This window comes from Anderseniella sp. Alg231-50 (assembly GCF_900149695.1).
Lineage (GTDB): Bacteria > Pseudomonadota > Alphaproteobacteria > Rhizobiales > Aestuariivirgaceae > Anderseniella.
The window spans coordinates 1,237,697-1,256,278 of record NZ_LT703003.1 but is presented as its reverse complement, the minus strand read 5'-3'; the positions used below and the strand labels follow the sequence as shown (position 1 = coordinate 1,256,278).

Sequence of the window (18,582 nt, the reverse complement as noted above, 5' to 3'; positions counted from 1 at the left end):
GAAACGTCTCATGAAAAAACTTACATTGACGACCCTCGCGCTCAGCGCAGCAGGGTCTACATCGGCTTTTGCACAAGAAGCCAGAAGCATTGACCAGGCTGTAAATGAAACCTTCGCCGCCATAACCGGCCCGTTCGTGAGTTTCATTTTCTCGCCCTTTCCAGGCACCAGTTTTCCATGGATCGTGATGTGGCTTGTGATAGCTGCATCATTGTTCACGGTCTACTTCGGATTCATCCAGGTCAGGGGTTTCCGGCATTCCATCCAGCTCGTAAAGGGTGATTATGCAGACCCCAATGACGCGGGCGAAGTCAGTCACTTCCAGGCGCTGACAACCGCCCTGTCCGGCACCGTCGGCCTCGGCAATATTGCCGGTGTGGCCGTGGCCGTCGGCATTGGTGGGCCCGGCGCTACATTCTGGATGATCATGGCAGGCCTTTTGGGCATGGCATCGAAATTCACCGAATGTACGCTTGGCGTCAAATACCGCAACGAATATGAAGACGGCACCGTTTCCGGTGGCCCGATGTATTACATGTCAAAGGGTTTTGCGGAACGCGGCCTGCCGGGCGGCAAGATTCTGGCCGTGGTGTTTGCGATATTCTGCATCCTCGGCGCGCTTGGCGGTGGCAACATGTTCCAGGCCAATCAGGCACACGCCCAGATCTCCAGCATCACGGGTGCCTATCCCGGCTGGATCACCGGCATCGTGTTTGCCCTGGTTGTGTACGCGGTGATCGTCGGCGGTATCAAATCCATCGCCAACGTGACTGAAAAGGTCGTTCCCTTCATGGGCGTCCTTTATGTCGGAACCGCTCTGGTTATCCTGTTGCTCAATTTCGACAAGATCGGCTGGGCCTTCGGCCAGATTTTCGAAGGTGCCTTTACCGGCCTTGGTGTAGCGGGTGGCTTTGTGGGCGCCCTTATCCAGGGCTTCAAGCGCGCCGCCTTCTCGAATGAGGCAGGTGTTGGTTCTGCGGCAATCGCCCACTCGGCGGTTCGCACAAAGGAGCCGATCACCGAGGGGCTTGTATCCCTTTTGGAGCCGTTCATCGACACCGTCGTGATCTGCACCATGACAGCCCTGGTCATCACCATTTCCGGACTGCTGATCGTTGATCCGGCAACCGGTAACTTCGTTCTTAATGGTGAAGGCAATGCCATCTCGACAGTCGGAGGTGTTTCAGGCGTATCGCTGACCTCAGCAGCATTCGCGACCGGCTTCAGCTGGTTCCCGTACGTGCTCGCAATTGCAGTGGTACTGTTTGCTTTCTCAACCATGATCTCCTGGTCATATTACGGTTTGAAAGCCTGGACCTACCTGTTCGGCGAAGGCAAGACCACGGAGCTGGTGTTCAAGATCATCTTCTGCGTCTTCGTCGTCATCGGCGCCTCGGCCAGCCTGGGCCCTGTGATCGACTTCTCCGACGCGGCAATCTTTGCCATGGCAGTGGTCAACATCACGGCGCTCTACTTCCTGATGCCGGTTGTGAAGCGGGAAATGAACTCCTACATGGATCGCCTGAAGTCCGGCGAGATCAAGCGCTTCAAGCACTAGCCATAGCGTATGCACAAACACTGATGCCGGAGCGGTTCCACCGCTCCGGCATTTTCTGTTCGGCAGCATGTTTTGCCGGCTTCCGGGATGATGCTGCAGGCGCGGTTCAACCACCGCCAAGCGCGAGGCAACCGATCAGAAAGCAGGCGGCCGAAGCCGCGGACGCAACTGTCCGGACATGATTCCACAGCGTCCATGAAGACGCATAGACCGTCCAGTAGGACGCCGTTTCAGTGCTTTCATGGTTCATGGCATCAAGCCGCCGGTTCATGGGCACATTGAACACCACGGTTACGATAAACATCCCGACTGCATACAGCACACTTGCCGAGATGATCCAGGCGGATGCGGGGCCTGTCATGTACATCGATGCATAAAAAGCAAGCGCCGCCGAGACCGCCAGCATGGCAACCAGAAGGAACAGGAAAACCGACCCGTATACCTTGCGGTTGATCAGTTGCATGGCCTCGATGCCGCCGGCCGGACTGGCGGCAGCAAGTGACTTCATCAAAAAATCCGAAAACGCCAGAAACACGCCTGCTATGAGACCGCTCGCGATAACAGCAACGCAGCAGGCTATCAGCACAAAATCCATTGTCATACCGGCTCTCCCGTAACGCTCATCATGAGGCTGCAGCACTTGCGCCCGTTCGCTGTGCATGGAGATCCGGCCCCGGGGTGAGCGACCCGGATGAAAATTCGGTTTGCCATGATCGGTTCCTTTCTGCTTGACACCGTGTCAAGTATAAGATACTTTACACCATGTCAAGTGACAATGTCGAAACCCGAATCCGCATTCTGAATGCGACATGGAAACTGCTGGAAGCCAATCAGGGCCAGGGTGTCCGCATGAGCGATATTGCCAGACAGGCCGGCATCAGCCGCCAGGCCGTGTATCTTCACTTCCCGACACGGTCGGAATTGCTCATTGCCACCACCCGGTATCTCGATGACATCAAGGGGATAGACGCACGCCTGGCATCGAGCCGGAATACCGCCACTGGTGTCGACCGCCTCGACGCCTTCATCGAAGCCTGGGGAAACTACATTCCCGAAATCCACGGCATCGCAAAAGCCCTGCTGGCCATGAAAGACACTGACGAGGCTGCCGAGCTTGCCTGGGATGATCGCATGCAGGCTGTTCGCCATGGCTGCGTGGCGGCGATCAATGCAGCCAACAATGACGGCAGCCTGGCGTCCGACCTGCCGGTGAAACAGGCCACGGATATTCTGTGGACACTGCTGTCGGTGCGGAACTGGGAGCAGCTGACCCGGGACTGCGGCCAGTCACAGACGCAATACATTGAAACCCTAAAGCGAACCGCGCATCGCACTTTGCTGGATGGTCCCGTCCGCAGTTAGAGTGCCCGGCTAGCAAACTCGGCCCGCTTCGCGCCGGCATGGGTCATCGGCAATCCGTCAATGCCGCAGGTGCGCAAGCCCCCCGGCGGCGTCAGCCTCACGTCTTGCGCCGATCACCGAGCCTTCCCTCAGAACGGCCATCTGCTCGTCCCAGCTCATTGCAGCCAGCTCCGGTTCAACCGATTGTTTTGCAGCAAGCAGCTGGATGCTTCTTATGCAGTTCATGAATGCAAACAGGCCCAGCCATGCCGCCAGAATGCAAACCATATAAACCGCCAGGATTGATGATACCGGCGTGATGTAGTTCAGGCCGGCCGCCTTACCCAGCACAAACGGCAGCGACCAGGACACCAGTGAGACACTGCCCAGAAATGTCATGCCGGCGATCTGGCGGGTGGTTGTACCGTCAAACAACCTGCTTCCCTTTGATCGGGCCAACAGCGGCAGGATGAGTTTATGCACCGCGATACCATTGATCGTTAACATCACGACCACGAAAATCTTGGCCCAGACTTTGGGATTTTGCATGAAGTCCGGCTGAAGCTGGAGCTTGACCATGATCAGGGCGAAGCCACTGACCCAGAGAACACACAGCCCGATTGCAACGATGTGCGAAAGCAACCTGGTCTGAAAAATCGTATACTCGTCGACAGGGCGGATGACACCGCGCGAGAAGATGGTGTAGTCCGCCAGCAAAGCTCCGCCCAGGCCCATGATGAGCCCGAAAAGGTGTACCAGCCGCAATATGGTAAGGACAGTGAGCGTGGTCATGCAGCAGTTCCTCTCGTGCACAAGGGAGGGTTTCGATTTTCAACATCCTGTGCCGTCGCCTTGCTGCATCTGAAACGGGCAGACCGGTATCGGATCTTCAATCCGAAGAATGATGAACTTCCGTCTTTCATTCCGCTTCCACCTGCACCAGCCATACCGGCTGCGCCTGGTTCAACGGAAAAATCGACCGTTCATCTGAATTGCCCGCAATGATGGGAACTCCTGCGAAGTTCTGAGTTAGCAAACACCAGCGGCGGAAATCAGCGCCAATTATGGTGGATGATGGGTCAAATTTCGGCATTTCAGCTTCTGCTGCCGTGATTCAACGAACCGGCTTGTCGATGCGGGATCGCCCATTTGTTGAATCGTACCGCCGCAAACCGTTTCCAGATGACAAATGCGCCCGGCCTCGCTAGTTTGCCGCAAATTCAGAACACTTCTAAATGACTTGAGGATTTTATGGCTGGCCCACGCACCCTGTACGACAAAATCTGGGACGATCACCTGGTTCATGAGGCTGATGACGGCACCTGCCTGCTCTATATCGACCGCCACCTGGTACATGAAGTGACCAGTCCGCAGGCGTTTGAAGGCCTGCGCATGACAGGCCGCAGTGTACGCGCACCGGAAAAAACCCTGGCCGTGGTTGACCACAACGTGCCAACCACCGACCGCTCGAAAGGCATTGCGGAAGAAGAAAGCCGCATCCAGGTCGAGACACTGGCGAAAAACGCCGCCGAATTCGGCGTGCAGTACTTCTCCGAGACCGACGCGCGGCAAGGTATCGTGCACATTATCGGCCCGGAACAGGGCTTCACCCTGCCCGGCACCACCATTGTGTGCGGCGACAGTCATACTTCAACCCATGGCGCGTTTGGCGCACTGGCGCACGGCATCGGCACCTCGGAGGTGGAACACGTTCTGGCAACCCAGACACTGATCCAGAAAAAAGCCCTCAACATGAAAGTGCAGGTTGACGGCAAGCTGGCCAGGGGCGCGACGGCAAAGGACATCATCCTGGCGGTTATCGGTGAAATCGGCACCGCCGGCGGCACCGGCCACGTGATCGAGTTTACCGGCGAGGCCTTCCGCGACCTGTCCATGGAAGGCCGCATGACCGTATGCAACATGACCATCGAAGGTGGTGCGCGTGCCGGCATGATCGCCCCTGACGAAAAGGCGTACGAATACCTGAAAGGCCGCCCCATGACGCCATCAGGCGCCAACTGGGACGCTGCCATGGCATACTGGGAAACCCTGTTCTCCGATGACGGCGCGCATTTCGACGAGATCATTACCCTGGATGCTGCCGCACTGCCGCCGATCGTGTCATGGGGCACGTCACCGGAAGACGTTATCTCCGTGGCCGGCGCCGTGCCGAACCCGGACGACATTGCCGACGAGGCAAAGCGGACCTCCAAACAGCGTGCACTGGACTATATGGGCCTGGCGCCCGGCACCAGGATCACAGATATCGGCCTTGATGTCGTGTGGATCGGTTCGTGCACCAATGGCCGCATCGAGGATTTGCGCGAAGCCGCCCGCATCATCGAAGGCAAGAAGATCTCCGAGCGGCTGGATTATGCCATGATCGTACCCGGTTCCGGCGTGGTGAAGGCGCAGGCTGAAGCCGAAGGCCTGGACCGGATATTCACCGCTGCAGGCTTTGAATGGCGCGAGCCGGGTTGTTCCATGTGTCTTGGCATGAACCCCGACCAGCTGAAGCCCGGCCAGCGCTGTGCATCCACGTCGAACCGCAACTTTGAAGGCCGTCAGGGTTTCAAGGGCAGAACCCATCTTGTATCCCCCGCAATGGCCGCTGCGGCTGCGATTGCCGGGCATTTTGTGGACGTCCGCACACTAACTTAAGATAACTTGCGCTTCGCCCTTGCGGATCGTTCGCGAATATGTTGCAAACCTTGTTAATCCGGTTTGGGGCACATGCCGGTCAGCACGAATTTGCGTATTCCTTGTGAGCCAGTTCGTCTTATTTTGAGTATTGGGGGACTTATGTCCACGACGACACCTGCTGCCGACACGCGATTCCTTCGCCGTGTGCTGGTTTTTCTTGTTGTAGCAACACTTGCATCCGGCGCCATGATGGCCTATGCCGCTGCAAGCATGTCCTGATTGTTCCTGACGCTTTAAGTATCACTTGCGGTGCTGGAACAGTCGCAACAGTAAACCATACAGCATGATGTAACGATCAGGCCGGACAATCGTTCTGGTAATACGTGCGCCGTGCTGGCATCATCGAACCCATGAATTCACCGTTCCACAATGACAGCCGCTGGTCGCACATGCGTGCGCCGTCAGCCAAGGACCTTTCGCATCTCGCGCGCAAGACCTGGGAACAGGTGCCGCAGACCCTGCGCAAGATGACCGGCGAGATCGCCATCACCGTCGACGAATTTCCCGACGATGAGACCATGGACGAGATCGGCAGTGAGACCCCGTTCGATATTATGGGCCTGTTGCGGGAATCGGACGCCGGTCATCCGGTACTGGTTCTGTATCGCAGGGCGGTTCTGGATTACTGGGTTGAACAGGGCGACGAACTGTCTGCGGTCCTGACCCAGGTCATGGTTCATGAAGCAGCCCACCAGCTGGAACTGTCCGAAGAGCTGGTGGCCCAACTTGAAGCCGAGATAGAGGCTTCAACACCGCAGCCGCGCACGGTACAGTGATGGCGCGCAAACCTGACCGCAATGACGAAGCCGTTCGCAAGGCGCAGGCTGATCTCAAGCGTCTCGGCGAGCAATCGGAAAAACTCCTCGGCACAGGCACCGTTACCGATGAGGAATCCGAAGACAACATAGAAATGTGGGGCAAACGCATCGGACGCACTGTTGCCTACATGCTTGGCGCCTACCTGATCTACTACTTCCTGCGCCGCTACGGCATCATCTAGCCCGGAACGATCAATGACATCTGCAACGTCTCAAGTCTGCCTCGTGACCGGTGCTGCCCGCGGCATTGGCCTGGCCACAGCCAGGCTGTTCCTGGAAAACGGCTGGCGCGTCGCCCTGATCGACAACAATCGCGAAACGCTTTCGGCTGCCGAGAAAACAATCCCCGGCGATACAGGATTATGCATCGATTGCGATGTATCCGACCCGGACCAGGTGCAGCGCGCCATCGATCAGACCGCAGCCCATTTCGGCCGTCTGGACGGCCTCGTCAACAATGCCGGCATTGCCGATTTCGGGCCCATCGCCCAGACCGGCTTTGATATCTGGCAGGCGATCATGGCCACCAACCTGTCCGGCCCGTTCCTGACTGTTCAGTCTGCAGTGCCGGTCATGCTGCGATCCGGCGGTGGAGCGATCGTCAACATCGCATCGATCTCCGGCCACCGCGCCTCGACCTTGCGGGTAGCCTACGGCACCTCCAAGGCCGGTGTCATTCACCTCACCAAGCAGCAGGCGGCGGAGTATGGCAATCAGGGCATCAGGGTAAACTGCGTTTGCCCGGGCCCGGTCGACACCGAAATGGCGAAAAAAGTCCACGACGCGGTTATCCGGCAGAGTTATCACGACTCCATTCCGCTCAACCGCTATGGTGAAGAACGTGAAATCGCAGAAGCGATATATTTCCTGATTTCAGACAAGGCCAGCTACATCAACGGCCAGGTGCTGTCGGTGGACGGCGGTTTTGAAACGACCGGTATCGGCCTTGCAGACCTGCGCGCAAAGCAAGGCAATACTTGACCTTGCCCAAATCACACGGCACACATCACTTAAGCCATTCGATTTCACCAGAAGGACCAGCCTGATGGACAAGTTCACCACACTGACCGGTGTCGCGGCTCCGTTGCCGACCACCAATGTCGATACCGACATGATCATTCCGAAACAGTTTCTGAAAACCATCAAGCGCACCGGCCTCGGCAAATCCTTGTTCTATGAGATGCGCTACAATGACGATGGCTCGGAAAACCCTGATTTCACCCTGAACCAGCCGGCCTGGCGCGATGCCCAGATCCTGGTGGCGGGCGATAATTTCGGTTGCGGCTCGTCGCGTGAACACGCCCCGTGGGCACTGCTCGACTTCGGCATCCGCTGTGTGATCTCAACCTCGTTTGCCGACATTTTCTATAACAACTGTTTCAAGAACGGCATCCTGCCCATCAAGCTGCCCCAGGAAGACGTGGACAAGCTGATGGACGATGCCCGGCGCGGCGCCAACGCCACTGTGACCGTTGATCTGGAGGCGCAGGAAATCCGCGGACCCGATGGCGGTGTGGTCAAGTTTGACCTCGATCCGTTCCGCAAGCACTGCCTGCTCAACGGACTGGATGACATTGGCCTGACGTTTGAGAAAAAGGCCTCAATTGATGCCTATGAAGCAAACATGGCCGAAGCCCGCCCCTGGGCCTGATCATCCTCAGGAGACATCTTACATGATGCGAATTCTACCCGCTGCCCTGGCCCTTACCCTGCTGGCAGGGGTGACCGCTCCAGCCCACGCCAAGGTCTCGAAATCCTGCATTGCCGGCATAAAGAAAACCGTCAAGCGTGCCGGCGTGAAACCGTCACTCGTGGACAAGGCGCTGGACGGCGCCAAGTTCAATGAGAAAGTCGTACGCTTTTCCCGCTCGCAACCGGAATTCAGAACCAGAATCTGGGACTACATGGCCTTCCTGGTGGACCCGGCCCGTATTGCCGACGGCAAGGCGAAAATGTCAAAGCACGCTTCGACGCTGGCTGCCGTGGAGAAAAAGTATGGCGTTGACCGCTACATAATTGCCGCCCTGTGGGGAATTGAGAGCGACTATGGCCAGATAAGAGGTGAGTTTTTCCTGCCCCATGCTATGGCCAACCTGATTTGCGCCAATCGCAAGAAGCGGCTGTTTACCCGCCAGCTGATTGCCGGTTTGAAATTGGTGCAGAAAGGCGACGTGCGCCTTGATGACCTGTATTCATCCTGGGCATCCGCGTTCGGCCAGACCCAGTTCATTCCTGAAACTTACCGGCGGCTAGCCGTCGACTTCGACCGTGACGGCCGCCGCGACCTGGTCAATTCCATACCGGATGCGCTGGCTTCCACCGCCAATTTCATGGTGAAGGCCGGATGGCGGTCCAATGAACCATGGGGTTTCGAGGTTAAACTGCCCAAAGGATACAGGGGCCCCAGCGGCCGCAAGCGCCGCGCATCGGTTCAGACCTGGGCAAAACGCGGCCTCACCAATGTCGATGGTTCACCGCTCAGGAGCAATTACTCCGCCGGCCTGCTGCTGCCGGCAGGCAAATCCGGACCGGCGTTCCTAGTGACGCGCAATTTCAACGCGCTGTATTCCTATAACGCCGCTGAATCCTACGCACTTGCCATCGGGCATCTGTCCGACCGCCTGAAGGGCAAGGGCCCTCTGGTAAAGCGCTGGCCGACAAATGACCCCGGCCTCACCCGGGCCCAGCGTTTGCAGCTGCAGAAGCTGCTGCTGGCCGCGGGCTACGACATTGGCGAGGCAGACGGCAAAATCGGCCCCATAACCACACGCGCCATCAAGAAAGTGCAGGCCAAGGCCGGCATGAAACAGAACGGCAGGCCGTCAATGGCCGTGCTGAAGGCTTTGGGCGGGTAGAGTTGATTTAGCACGACGTGTTTTTTATCGCTCACGCAAGCAGCCTTCGGCTGCGCTCCGCGGGGGCGCACTTCGTGCGACGGCCAGTCGGCCTTGCCTCAGCACTTCGTGCTTCGGAGGAATTCATCACTACGGTTGTGAAGATTTTCCACTAGGCCCGACCGGGCCTCGGGCCGGTCAGGCCCGCCCTAGCGGAGCGGTTGGCGCAAGCCAACTCGCGTGAGCGATATAAACTAATCCCCACGCACAAAAAACACCGCCGGAAATCTCCGACGGCGTCTTCATGTGATCTTCAGCTGGGGTCAATCAGTACCCGCGGCGGTACATGCAGCGCTCCCAGCGGAATGTGTGCCAGCCGAACCGGCGTGCGCAGCGGCGTGCTGAGCGGCGGTAGTGACGTCCGCCACGATAGCCATGGCCGTAGCCATCATAATATCCACCGTGGGCATGAGCACCAGCGATGGCAAAGGCAGTGCCAAGGCCAAGGCCGAGAGCAAACTTGCCCTTCTTGGAAAGGGCCTGTGCAGGTGAAGCCGATGCAGCAGCGATGGTCAGGGCGGCAATGGCGGCAATGGCGGTTTTCTTCAACATGTCTCGTCTCCTAAAGTCTGGTTTGCAGTTCTTGTTTCGTGTGGCGCCCCGTCGCCGGAGCAGCTGGTCTTCAAATCAACTGTCCCCAATCTAGCGACAAGGCCCTGAACCGAACCTGAGCCGGGCGTTCATATGCGGTTCATGTGACATTTATGCTGTTCGAACAGCTTTCTTCGCTTCGCTCAGGCCGTTCTCCGATCCTGAATTGTTGTCTGTTTTTCGAATCGGGATCTGGTTTATATCGCTCACGCCAGCAGCCTGGCGGCTGCGCTCCGCTGGGGCGCACTTCGTGCGACGGCCGGTCGGCCTTGCCTCGGCACTAACGTGCAAGGGTTTATTCCGCTCACGCCAGCAGCCTTCGGCTGCGCTCCGCTGGGCGCACTTCGTGCGGCGGCCGGTCGGCCTTGCCTCAGCACTAACGTGCAAGGGTTTATACCGCTCTCGCCAACAGCCTTCGGCTGCGCTCCGCTGGGCGCACTTCGTGCGGCGCGCAGTCGCGCTTGCCTCAGCACGTTCCGTGCTTCGGAGGAGTTCACCGCTACGGTTGTTCGAGGTCGGAGAACGGCGCGAAGCACGTAGTGCTGAGTAAAGCTGTTCGACCAGAATAACGTCTAAAAGCTCGCATCTGCTTGTATGCTGAACTCTGGAACTAGGCCCGACGGGCCTCGGGCCGGTCAGGCCCGCCCCCGCGGAGCGCAGCCGAAGGCTGCTGGCGTGAGCGATATGGAACCACCTGCCCCCAATTCCATTTGCTTGCCTCTTGCCAATCCCGCCGTCACACAGTACCCAATCGCCAGCAGTTAAATCCCTATCCAGAGGCTCAAGATTATCATGGCAACCCACAAGCTTTTCCTTCTTCCTGGCGACGGCATCGGCCCTGAGGTCATGGGCGAAGTCCGCCGGGTCATTCAATGGTTCCAGGACAAGGGCGTCGCGTCTTTTGAACTGGATGAAGGACTTGTCGGCGGAGCCGCCTATGATGCCCATGGCGAAAGCATTTCAGATGCCGACATGGAAAAGGCCATGGCCGCCGATGCCATTATTTTCGGTGCCGTGGGCGGGCCCAAATGGGACACGGTTCCATATGACCAGCGGCCCGAGGCGGGTCTGCTGCGCTTGCGCAAGGACCTGGCCCTGTATGCCAATCTGCGCCCGGCCATCGTGTATCCGGCCCTGGCTGATGCATCGTCACTGAAAAAGGAACTGGTTGAAGGCCTCGACATTCTCATCCTGCGTGAGCTGACTGGTGGTGTGTATTTCGGCGAACCCAAGGAAATCACAGAGCTGGGCAACGGTCAGAAGCGGGCTGTCGATACCCAGGTTTACGAAAGCTATGAGATCGACCGCATTTCACGCGTGGCCTTTGAACTGGCCCGCACCCGCAACAATGCGGTGTGCTCCATGGAAAAGCGCAATGTCATGAAGTCCGGTGTGTTGTGGAACGAGATTGTCACCCAGACACACAAGGACGGGTTTGAAGACGTCGACCTGTCGCACATGCTGGCCGACGCCGGCGCCATGCAGCTGGTGCGCACGCCGAAACAGTTCGACGTCATTCTGACGGACAATCTGTTTGGCGATATCCTGTCTGACGTCGCCGCCATGCTGACCGGGTCGCTTGGCATGCTGCCATCGGCTTCACTGGGCGCGGCCGATGAGAAAACCGGCCTGCGCAAGGCGCTTTACGAGCCGGTACACGGCTCCGCGCCCGACATTGCCGGCCAGGGTCTTGCCAATCCGATTGCCATGATTGCGTCATTTGCCATGTGCCTGCGCTATTCATTCGGCATGGGCGAATGGGCCGGCAAGATTGAAACCGCCATCGCGGCAACGCTCGACAAGGGCCTGCGCACCGGCGACATCATGCAGGACGGCATGAAGCAGGTAGGCACGGTTGAAATGGGTGACGCCATCCTGGCTGAACTGGACGCCGTCGCTTAAGCAAACACGATACTTCGCATTGACTGTTTTGCGAAAACTGCTACAAGCCGGGACGTCCTCGACGGGACACTTCGCAAGGAAATGATCTGGCTATGCAGATGCAGGTTAAAACAGACGTCACCACACCCGCCGTCACCGGCGGCACGATGACGGCTGCTCCGACCAAAACAGTCAAATCGAAAACCGTCAAAACAACGACATAACCTTGCGTTAACTCCCGGCCTTTATCTCCCGTGGGAGATAACGCCGGAAGCCAAGACCCGAAAAGGCCTCTCAAATACCTGGGGCGGGAGCAGGGTCATCCTGGAGACAAGTTCAGATGAGCTATAATATCGCTATCGTTGGTGCCACCGGCAATGTTGGCATGGAGATGATGAATATACTGGCGGAACGTGAGTTCCCCGTCGGAGAGGTCCACGCCATCGCCTCGCGCCGGTCTGTTGGCCGTGAGGTGTCGTTCGGCGACAAAACCCTGAAATGCCAGGATCTGGAAACATTTGATTTCTCGAAAGTCGATTTTGTCCTGATGTCCGCCGGTGGCGAGACGTCAAAGCTGTGGTCGCCCAGGATCGGCAAGATGGGCCCGATCGTCATCGATAACTCGTCTGCCTTCCGCTATGACCCCGAAGTGCCGCTGATCGTCCCGGAAGTCAACGCACACGCGCTGGAAGACTATATGGCGCGCAATGACCGCAAGAATATCATCGCCAACCCGAACTGTTCGACGGCCCAGCTTGTTGTGGCGCTGAAGCCGCTGCATGATGCGGCAAAGATCAAGCGTGTGGTGGTGGCCACCTACCAGTCGGTATCCGGCGGCGGCAAGGCGGCCATGGACGAACTGTGGACCCAGACCAAGGGCATTTTCGTCACTGATGCGCCCACACCTGAAAAATTCACCAAGCAGATCGCCTTCAATGTCATTCCGCACATCGATGTGTTCATGGATTCCGGTGACACCAAGGAAGAGTGGAAGATGGTGGCCGAGACCAAGAAAATTCTCGACCCCAAGATCAAGCTTACCGCAACCTGTGTCCGGGTGCCGGTGTTTGTCGGCCACTCCGAAGCGGTCAATATCGAGTTCGAACGCGAGATCAGCGCCGATGAGGCCCGCAGCATCCTGCGTGAAGCACCCGGCCTGCTGGTGGTCGACAAGCGCGAGGACGGCGGCTATGTGACACCGGTTGAGTGCGTCGGTGATTATGCCACCTTCGTTTCGCGCATTCGCGAGGACGCCACCATCGACAACGGCCTGAACCTGTGGTGTGTGTCGGACAACCTGCGCAAGGGCGCTGCATTGAACACGGTGCAGATTGCAGAAACGCTGGTCAATCGCGGCCTGATGCAGCAACAGGCAGCTTGACGTCTGAAGATTTCTTGACCTGATCAACAGGCCCCGAAGCACAAGGCTTTCGGGGCCTGTCTTGTGTTCAGATTGCCTTCGAGCGCTTTGGTGCCAGGTCCACGGACCACAGTGACGCATCATCCGCATCACGCAGGGTCACCGTCATGACCTCCGATTTACCGTCGATCCTGACGTGGCCAAAGAACTGCAGCCCGAAAGACGGCGGCAGGTTGACCTGGCCTTCTTCCGGTGCCTTCACATACTTCACTTCCGGTCCGAACGTGTTGTCCAGCTTGTTGGGGCCGAAGCTGCCGGCATGCAACGGGCCGGACACGAATTCCCAGAACGGCATGAAGTCCTGAAACTGGGCCTTGCCCGGGTCGTAGTAGTGGGCTGCCGTATAATGGACATCCGCTGTCAGCCAGACCGTGTTCTGGATGTCGTTTGCCCTGATGAATGACAGCACCTCGGCAATATCGAACTCGCGGCCGCGAGCCGGGCCGTCGCCATTGGCACCGTTCTCGAAATTATCGCCGTCGCCGACCACAAGGCCGATCGGCATGTCGGAGGCGACAACCTTCCAGGTGGCTTTTGAAGCCTGCATTTCCCGCTTCAGCCAGTCAAGTTGCTCACGGCCCAGGAAGCTGGTGTCAGGACCGCGTTCAGCCTGGTCATTCTTCGAGTTCCTGCCCCGGTAGGTGCGCATGTCGATCATGAAGACGTCGAGCATCGGACCGTAGGACATCTTGCGATACACCCGATAAGGTTCGTGCGGGTTCACCGCAATCGGGTTCATCTCGTGAAATGCCCGGGTGGCCCGGGCCGCCAGCAGCGACGCCGACTTCACCTTGTAGCGGTCATCGGATGTCAGCAGTTCACCCGGATACCAGTTGTTGGTAACCTCGTGATCGTCCCACTGCACAAACATCGGGACTTCTGCGTTGAATGCCCGGACATGCTCGTCCATCAGGTTATATTTGTACTGGCCGCGGAACTCATTGAGGGTCTCGGCGACCTTGGCTTTTTCCTCGATGGTGACCGATTTCCAGATACCGCCGTCAGGCATTTCCTTTTCCGCTGTAACCGGCCCGTCGGCATAGATGGTATCGCCGGAATGGATGAAGAAATCAGGCGTGTGTCCAGCCATGGTGCGATAGGTCTTCATACCGCCGCGATCCACATCGATACCCCAGCCCTGTCCGGCGGTGTCACCAGACCAGACAAACGAAACGTCACGCTTGTTCACGGGCGCGGTACGGAATTTGCCGACCATCGCCTCACCCCTGGTGGAAAAGTCCGCCAGGTCAAGCATCTCAACCTTGTAGAAAATGTCCTGGTCAGACGGCAAACCTGTCAGCGGCAGCTTGCCGGCAAAATCTGTTCCATCGATCAGGTCGAGCGGCTGAACTGCCGTGGAACTGGCAAAGCTCTCGGTTGTGGACCATTCCACCTTCATGCGCGCAGGCCTGTCAGCGCGTGCCCAGACGACACCTGACGAGCCGGTAACGTCGCCTGACTGCAGCCCGTGGCTTATGACCGGCCTTGATGATGCCCGGCTTATGGAAGGTGCAAACAGCCCGCCTGCGACAAGGCTGGCTGATGCAGCCGCGCCAGTACGCAGCACGTTGCGGCGGGTGAGGGAAAGACGATCAATCTTGATGGACATGGGTTTAGCCTCTTTCGTGGAACAAGATGCTCAAACCTGCCTCGCAATCATCTCAGTTGTTCAACCGGTCTGTGACAACTCCATGATGACTGCATGAAGCAATCTCATTCATATACCTGCTGCATCAGTTTCGACAGGCGCTCGGCAAATCCGGCTGCATCTGCCGGCACCTCGCCTTCCAGGATGACCGCCTGGTCGAGCAGCAACTTCGCAGCCTCGCCCATGTCCTCACCCTTGCCGGCACGTTCGGCCAGCTTGGCAATCAGCGCATGGTCCGGATTGATCTCCAGCACCGGCGCGGAAATCGACGTCTTGCCCTCCTGTTGCGCCAGGTACTTCTCCAGGGTGCGGTCAAAGCCCTGGTCACCGGCCACGATACACACGGGAGACGATGTCAGCCGGTTTGACTTTGCCACGTCCTGTACCGTGTCCCCCAGTGCCGTTTTAAGAGCCGTGACAAGGCTGGCGGTCGCCGCGTCGTCGGTCTGGTCCTTGTTGTCTTTCTTGTCTTCCAGCGGCACCTCATCCAGGTCAGCGCCGCCCTGGGTCACCGACTTGAACGATTTGCCGTCATAGCCCAGCGAGGTGCGTACCCAGAATGCATCTACCGGGTCGGTCAGCAGCAGGACCTCGATACCACGTGCCCTGAAACCTTCAAGCTGCGGGCTGACTTCGGCTTTGGCGGCATCGTCACCGGTAAGGTAGTAAATCCCTGACTGGTTTTCTTTCATCCGCGAGACGTAATCCGCCAGCCCCACTGTTTCCTTGCCGTCGCTGGTGGTGGACCGGAACCGGCAGATGTCATAAAGCTGATCACGGCGCTCCATGTCTTCATACAGGCCTTCCTTGATCACCGGACCGAATGCCGACCAGATGTTTGCAAACACCTCCGGCTTCTTGTCAGCGCATTTCTTGAGTTCGTTGAGCACGCGCTTGGTGACCGCCTTGCGGATCGTGTGAACCGTCGGATTGTCCTGGAGCATTTCGCGGGAGATGTTCAGGGGCATGTCTTCGCTGTCAATCACACCGCGCACGAACCGCAAGTACGACGGCAGCATCTCCGCTTCATCGGTAATGAAAACCCGGCGCACATACAGCTTCTGCTTTCCCTTGCGCTCGGGATCAAACAGGTCAAAGGGCTTTTCACCGGGCACATACAGCAATACCGAGTATTCGTTTCGGCCTTCGGCCCTGTAGTGAATTGTCATGGCCGGATCACCGATGACACCGGCGACATGGCCAAAGAACTCACGATGCTGCTCCTCAGTAACGTCGGACTTGCCGCGCGCCCAGATTGCGCTGCCGGAATTGACCTGCTCTTCGCCGAGATAGATCGGGTGGCTGACGTGGTCGGAGTAGGTGCGTACGATGTACTGCAGGCGCTGGTCTTCCAGGAATTCCTTTGCATCCTTGCGCAGTTTCAACCGGATCGATGTTCCACGTTCCGGTGCATCATCGCCCTTGTAGTCGGAAACCGTATAGGTGCCGGTGCCGTCGGAACTCCAGACGGTGGCTTTCTTCGCGCCTGCCTTGCGCGACACCACGTCAACCTGTTCGGCGACCATGAACGAGGAATAGAACCCGACGCCGAACTGGCCGATCAGGTTGACGTCCTTGTCTTCCTTCTTTTTCTTGGCCGTCTCCAGCTGCTCCATGAAGGCTTGCGTGCCGGAGCGCGCGATGGTGCCGAGATTGTCCGCCAGCTCCTTTGCATCCATGCCGATACCGGTATCGGCAATGATCAGTGTCTTGCTCTTTTTGTCCAGGCTGATGGTGATGCGCAGGTCACCGCCAGCCTGCATCAGCTTTTCGTTCTTCAGCGCCTCATAGCGAAGCTTGTCGCAGGCGTCTGAAGCGTTGGAGATTAGCTCACGCAGGAACACCTCTCGCTCGGAATAAACCGAATGCACCATCAGGTGCAGGAGCTTGGCAACTTCGGCCTGGAATTCCTTAGGCTTGGCGCCCGACTGTGTTGTGCTGCTGGACATGTTGAACAATTGCCTCCCGGTTGAACACACCAATGCACTGCACTCCCGACCGGTCTCCCGGTCAGAGTTGCAGAAATGAGTCTTCGGTGTAGCAGAATATTGGAATATTGCGAGTTCAGATCAAGCCCGGCACAAAACTTATGCGGGCAAAAGAAAACAGCGGCCCCATCAGGTGCCGCCGGATCTTACTAAACTTTACTGACTAACTAGCCTTACAAGGCTGAAAACAAACACAACTCACAAACTCACTAACTTAAAAAACAGGCCCGGCTCCGAATTCGCCACGGGGGGCTGGGGGGCTGAGATATCCGAAACGATCTGGAGCCGGGCCTTGAGGCAACAAGTGAATACTGTTCCGCGTTCCTGACGATTCTTGGGTCTATTTGTGTCTGGAATTGGGCAGTTTCATTATCTTTGCATGACAGATCGACCGGTTTCAGCACCCAATTCCATCAAACGGTCTTGACTGAATTTACATTCGCGCCAAAGATATTACAGCCTTAATACAAACAGTTAAGCGGAGGTTGGATGAGCGAAGAGCCAGAGATTGTTGCGCTGGGGGCGGCTTTTGCCAGCCCGCAGGCGAACGATGATACGCAAGAAAAGCAACCCCTACATGCAAAAAAGGCCACCCAGATCGCATTTAACAGGATGGAACTTGCAACAATCCTGAATCTCTACGGAAGCAAGGTAGCAGCGGGAGAATGGCGTGATTACGCCATGGATTTCACCAGGGACCGTGCCGTGTTTGCCGTGTTTCGCCGCAGCTCCGAACAACCGCTCTACCGCATCGAAAAGAACCCCAAACTCGCCCGCAAACAAGGTGCGTATTCGGTTACAGCACCCGGCGGCCTGATCCTGCGCCGCGGTCATGATCTCGGGCAGGTTCTCAAAGTCCTGCTGAAACGTCCAAAGCTGGTCGGCGCCTGATCTTCCGGCTTGCTGCAAGGCTTGCAATACCCGGACAGCAAAACCCCCGCCGTGCAGCAGCACGACGGGGGTTTATAGTTTTTGCTTGATCAGCTTGCCGGCGTCAGTCCGAGTTCATGATCCCGAGAATGTTCAGGATATGGATGAACATGGTGATAAAGCTGCCGTACAGCATGAAGGCACCGAAGATCGACTTGCCGCGGGCTGCGACGGTACCATCGCCTTCCACGTACATTTCCTTGATCATCTGGGTTTCATAAGCAGTGATACCGGCAAACAGCAGCACCGTAATGATAGAAACAACCAGGCTGAACCCGATCGATCCGATGAACAGCGCGTTCACGACCATGGCGATAATGATGCCGATGGTGGCGATCATGAAGAAAGTGCCAAGACCGGACAGGTTACGCTTGGTGACGTAGCCAAACAGGCTGGTGGCGCCAAACGTGGCAGCGGCGATACCGAAGGCCTGGACGACCATACCGGGGCTGACCCCCATATAGTGGCCGACCATCGGCGCGATGCCCATGCCCCACAGGGCGCAGTAGGCCCAGAAGGCACCATGGGCAACAGCCGCACTGTTTGAGAAAATCAGGCGCGGAGCAAGGAAACCCAGGCCCAGAATGCCGATGAAGAACACCCACTTCAGTGAACTGGCCACCGCAAGCAGTGCAGGTGAAGACGCCACGAACAATGTTATGATGGCCGTAGCCGCCACGCCGAGCGCCATGTAATTGTAGACGCCGAGCATGTAGGACCGCAGGCCCTCGTCAATCTCTTGCGCCCGCCTGCCTGCAGGTGCCTGGGATTGGTATTTAAGGTCTGCCATTTTCAACTCCCTTGGAGAAC

General features: G+C 57.6%; 18 protein-coding genes. 11 read left to right on the top strand and 7 right to left on the bottom strand.

The features are described from left to right. The first annotated feature begins 10 nt into the window (after positions 1-10). Positions 11-1,558: an amino acid carrier protein gene (locus tag DHN55_RS05960; RefSeq protein WP_108880417.1), complete on the top strand. Its 1,548-nt coding sequence runs from the start codon at positions 11-13 to the stop codon at positions 1,556-1,558. Between the two features lie 106 nt (positions 1,559-1,664). On the opposite strand, the gene DHN55_RS05955 is transcribed toward DHN55_RS05960, so the two are convergent. After that, positions 1,665-2,159 carry an anthrone oxygenase family protein gene (locus DHN55_RS05955; RefSeq protein WP_337659968.1) on the bottom strand — a complete coding sequence of 165 codons (495 nt, stop codon included), beginning with the start codon at positions 2,157-2,159 and terminating at the stop codon, positions 1,665-1,667. 161 nt (positions 2,160-2,320) lie between these two features. Here DHN55_RS05955 and DHN55_RS05950 point away from each other — a divergent pair, with 161 nt between their 5' ends. Next, positions 2,321-2,920 (top strand): TetR family transcriptional regulator, encoded by a 600-nt coding sequence (locus DHN55_RS05950; protein ID WP_108880416.1) that lies wholly within the window; start codon positions 2,321-2,323, stop codon positions 2,918-2,920. A 57-nt stretch (positions 2,921-2,977) separates the two neighbouring features. On the opposite strand, the gene DHN55_RS05945 is transcribed toward DHN55_RS05950, so the two are convergent. Together DHN55_RS05945 and DHN55_RS22235 are read right to left on the bottom strand one after the other, a co-directional pair. Further along, entirely contained in the window at positions 2,978-3,691 is a 714-nt protein-coding gene (locus tag DHN55_RS05945) for a hypothetical protein (RefSeq protein ID WP_108880415.1), read from the bottom strand. 127 nt (positions 3,692-3,818) lie between these two features. Beyond that, entirely contained in the window at positions 3,819-3,992 is a 174-nt protein-coding gene (locus DHN55_RS22235; protein ID WP_337659967.1) for a hypothetical protein, read from the bottom strand. A gap of 158 nt (positions 3,993-4,150) precedes the next feature. Here DHN55_RS22235 and leuC point away from each other — a divergent pair, with 158 nt between their 5' ends. From leuC to DHN55_RS05915, 6 genes are all read left to right on the top strand, one after another. Continuing rightward, on the top strand, positions 4,151-5,560 hold the full coding sequence (leuC, locus tag DHN55_RS05940) for a 3-isopropylmalate dehydratase large subunit (protein WP_108880414.1): 1,410 nt from the start codon (positions 4,151-4,153) through the stop codon (positions 5,558-5,560). A 392-nt stretch (positions 5,561-5,952) separates the two neighbouring features. Beyond that, on the top strand, positions 5,953-6,378 hold the full coding sequence (locus tag DHN55_RS05935) for a metallopeptidase family protein (protein WP_337659966.1): 426 nt from the start codon (positions 5,953-5,955) through the stop codon (positions 6,376-6,378). Beyond that, positions 6,378-6,602, top strand: coding sequence for a hypothetical protein (locus DHN55_RS05930; protein ID WP_108880412.1), 225 nt, complete (start codon positions 6,378-6,380; stop codon positions 6,600-6,602). The genes DHN55_RS05935 and DHN55_RS05930 overlap by 1 nt, the downstream gene beginning before the upstream one ends. 13 nt (positions 6,603-6,615) lie before the next feature. After that, entirely contained in the window at positions 6,616-7,401 is a 786-nt protein-coding gene (locus DHN55_RS05925; RefSeq protein WP_108880411.1) for an SDR family oxidoreductase, read from the top strand. Positions 7,402-7,465: 64 nt separating this feature from the next. After that, positions 7,466-8,071, top strand: a complete 606-nt coding sequence (leuD, locus tag DHN55_RS05920) for a 3-isopropylmalate dehydratase small subunit (RefSeq protein WP_108881739.1) — start codon at positions 7,466-7,468, stop codon at positions 8,069-8,071. A gap of 22 nt (positions 8,072-8,093) precedes the next feature. After that, positions 8,094-9,275, top strand: coding sequence for a lytic murein transglycosylase (locus DHN55_RS05915; protein WP_337659965.1), 1,182 nt, complete (start codon positions 8,094-8,096; stop codon positions 9,273-9,275). A gap of 306 nt (positions 9,276-9,581) precedes the next feature. Here the strand turns inward: DHN55_RS05915 and DHN55_RS05910 are convergent, their stop codons facing one another. Continuing rightward, positions 9,582-9,866, bottom strand: a complete 285-nt coding sequence (locus DHN55_RS05910; protein WP_108880410.1) for a hypothetical protein — start codon at positions 9,864-9,866, stop codon at positions 9,582-9,584. Between the two features lie 831 nt (positions 9,867-10,697). Here DHN55_RS05910 and leuB point away from each other — a divergent pair. Both leuB and DHN55_RS05900 read left to right on the top strand, forming a co-directional pair. Beyond that, complete coding sequence (gene leuB / locus DHN55_RS05905; RefSeq protein WP_108880409.1) at positions 10,698-11,807, top strand: 3-isopropylmalate dehydrogenase; 1,110 nt, start codon at positions 10,698-10,700, stop codon at positions 11,805-11,807. A gap of 319 nt (positions 11,808-12,126) precedes the next feature. Continuing rightward, a complete protein-coding gene (locus tag DHN55_RS05900; RefSeq protein ID WP_108880408.1) occupies positions 12,127-13,167 on the top strand; it encodes an aspartate-semialdehyde dehydrogenase in 1,041 nt (346 codons plus the stop codon). Positions 13,168-13,234: 67 nt separating this feature from the next. On the opposite strand, the gene DHN55_RS05895 is transcribed toward DHN55_RS05900, so the two are convergent. Both DHN55_RS05895 and htpG read right to left on the bottom strand, forming a co-directional pair. Next, complete coding sequence (locus DHN55_RS05895) at positions 13,235-14,815, bottom strand: alkaline phosphatase D family protein (protein ID WP_108880407.1); 1,581 nt, start codon at positions 14,813-14,815, stop codon at positions 13,235-13,237. Between the two features lie 104 nt (positions 14,816-14,919). Further along, positions 14,920-16,803 (bottom strand): molecular chaperone HtpG, encoded by a 1,884-nt coding sequence (htpG, locus tag DHN55_RS05890; RefSeq protein ID WP_108881737.1) that lies wholly within the window; start codon positions 16,801-16,803, stop codon positions 14,920-14,922. Between the two features lie 528 nt (positions 16,804-17,331). On the opposite strand from htpG, the gene DHN55_RS05885 reads away from it, so the two are divergent. Then, a complete protein-coding gene (locus DHN55_RS05885; protein ID WP_108880406.1) occupies positions 17,332-17,733 on the top strand; it encodes a DUF2794 domain-containing protein in 402 nt (133 codons plus the stop codon). A gap of 103 nt (positions 17,734-17,836) precedes the next feature. Here DHN55_RS05885 and DHN55_RS05880 read toward each other — a convergent pair whose 3' ends face one another. After that, positions 17,837-18,562 carry a Bax inhibitor-1 family protein gene (locus tag DHN55_RS05880; protein ID WP_108880405.1) on the bottom strand — a complete coding sequence of 242 codons (726 nt, stop codon included), beginning with the start codon at positions 18,560-18,562 and terminating at the stop codon, positions 17,837-17,839. Between the last annotated feature and the right edge of the window lie 20 nt (positions 18,563-18,582).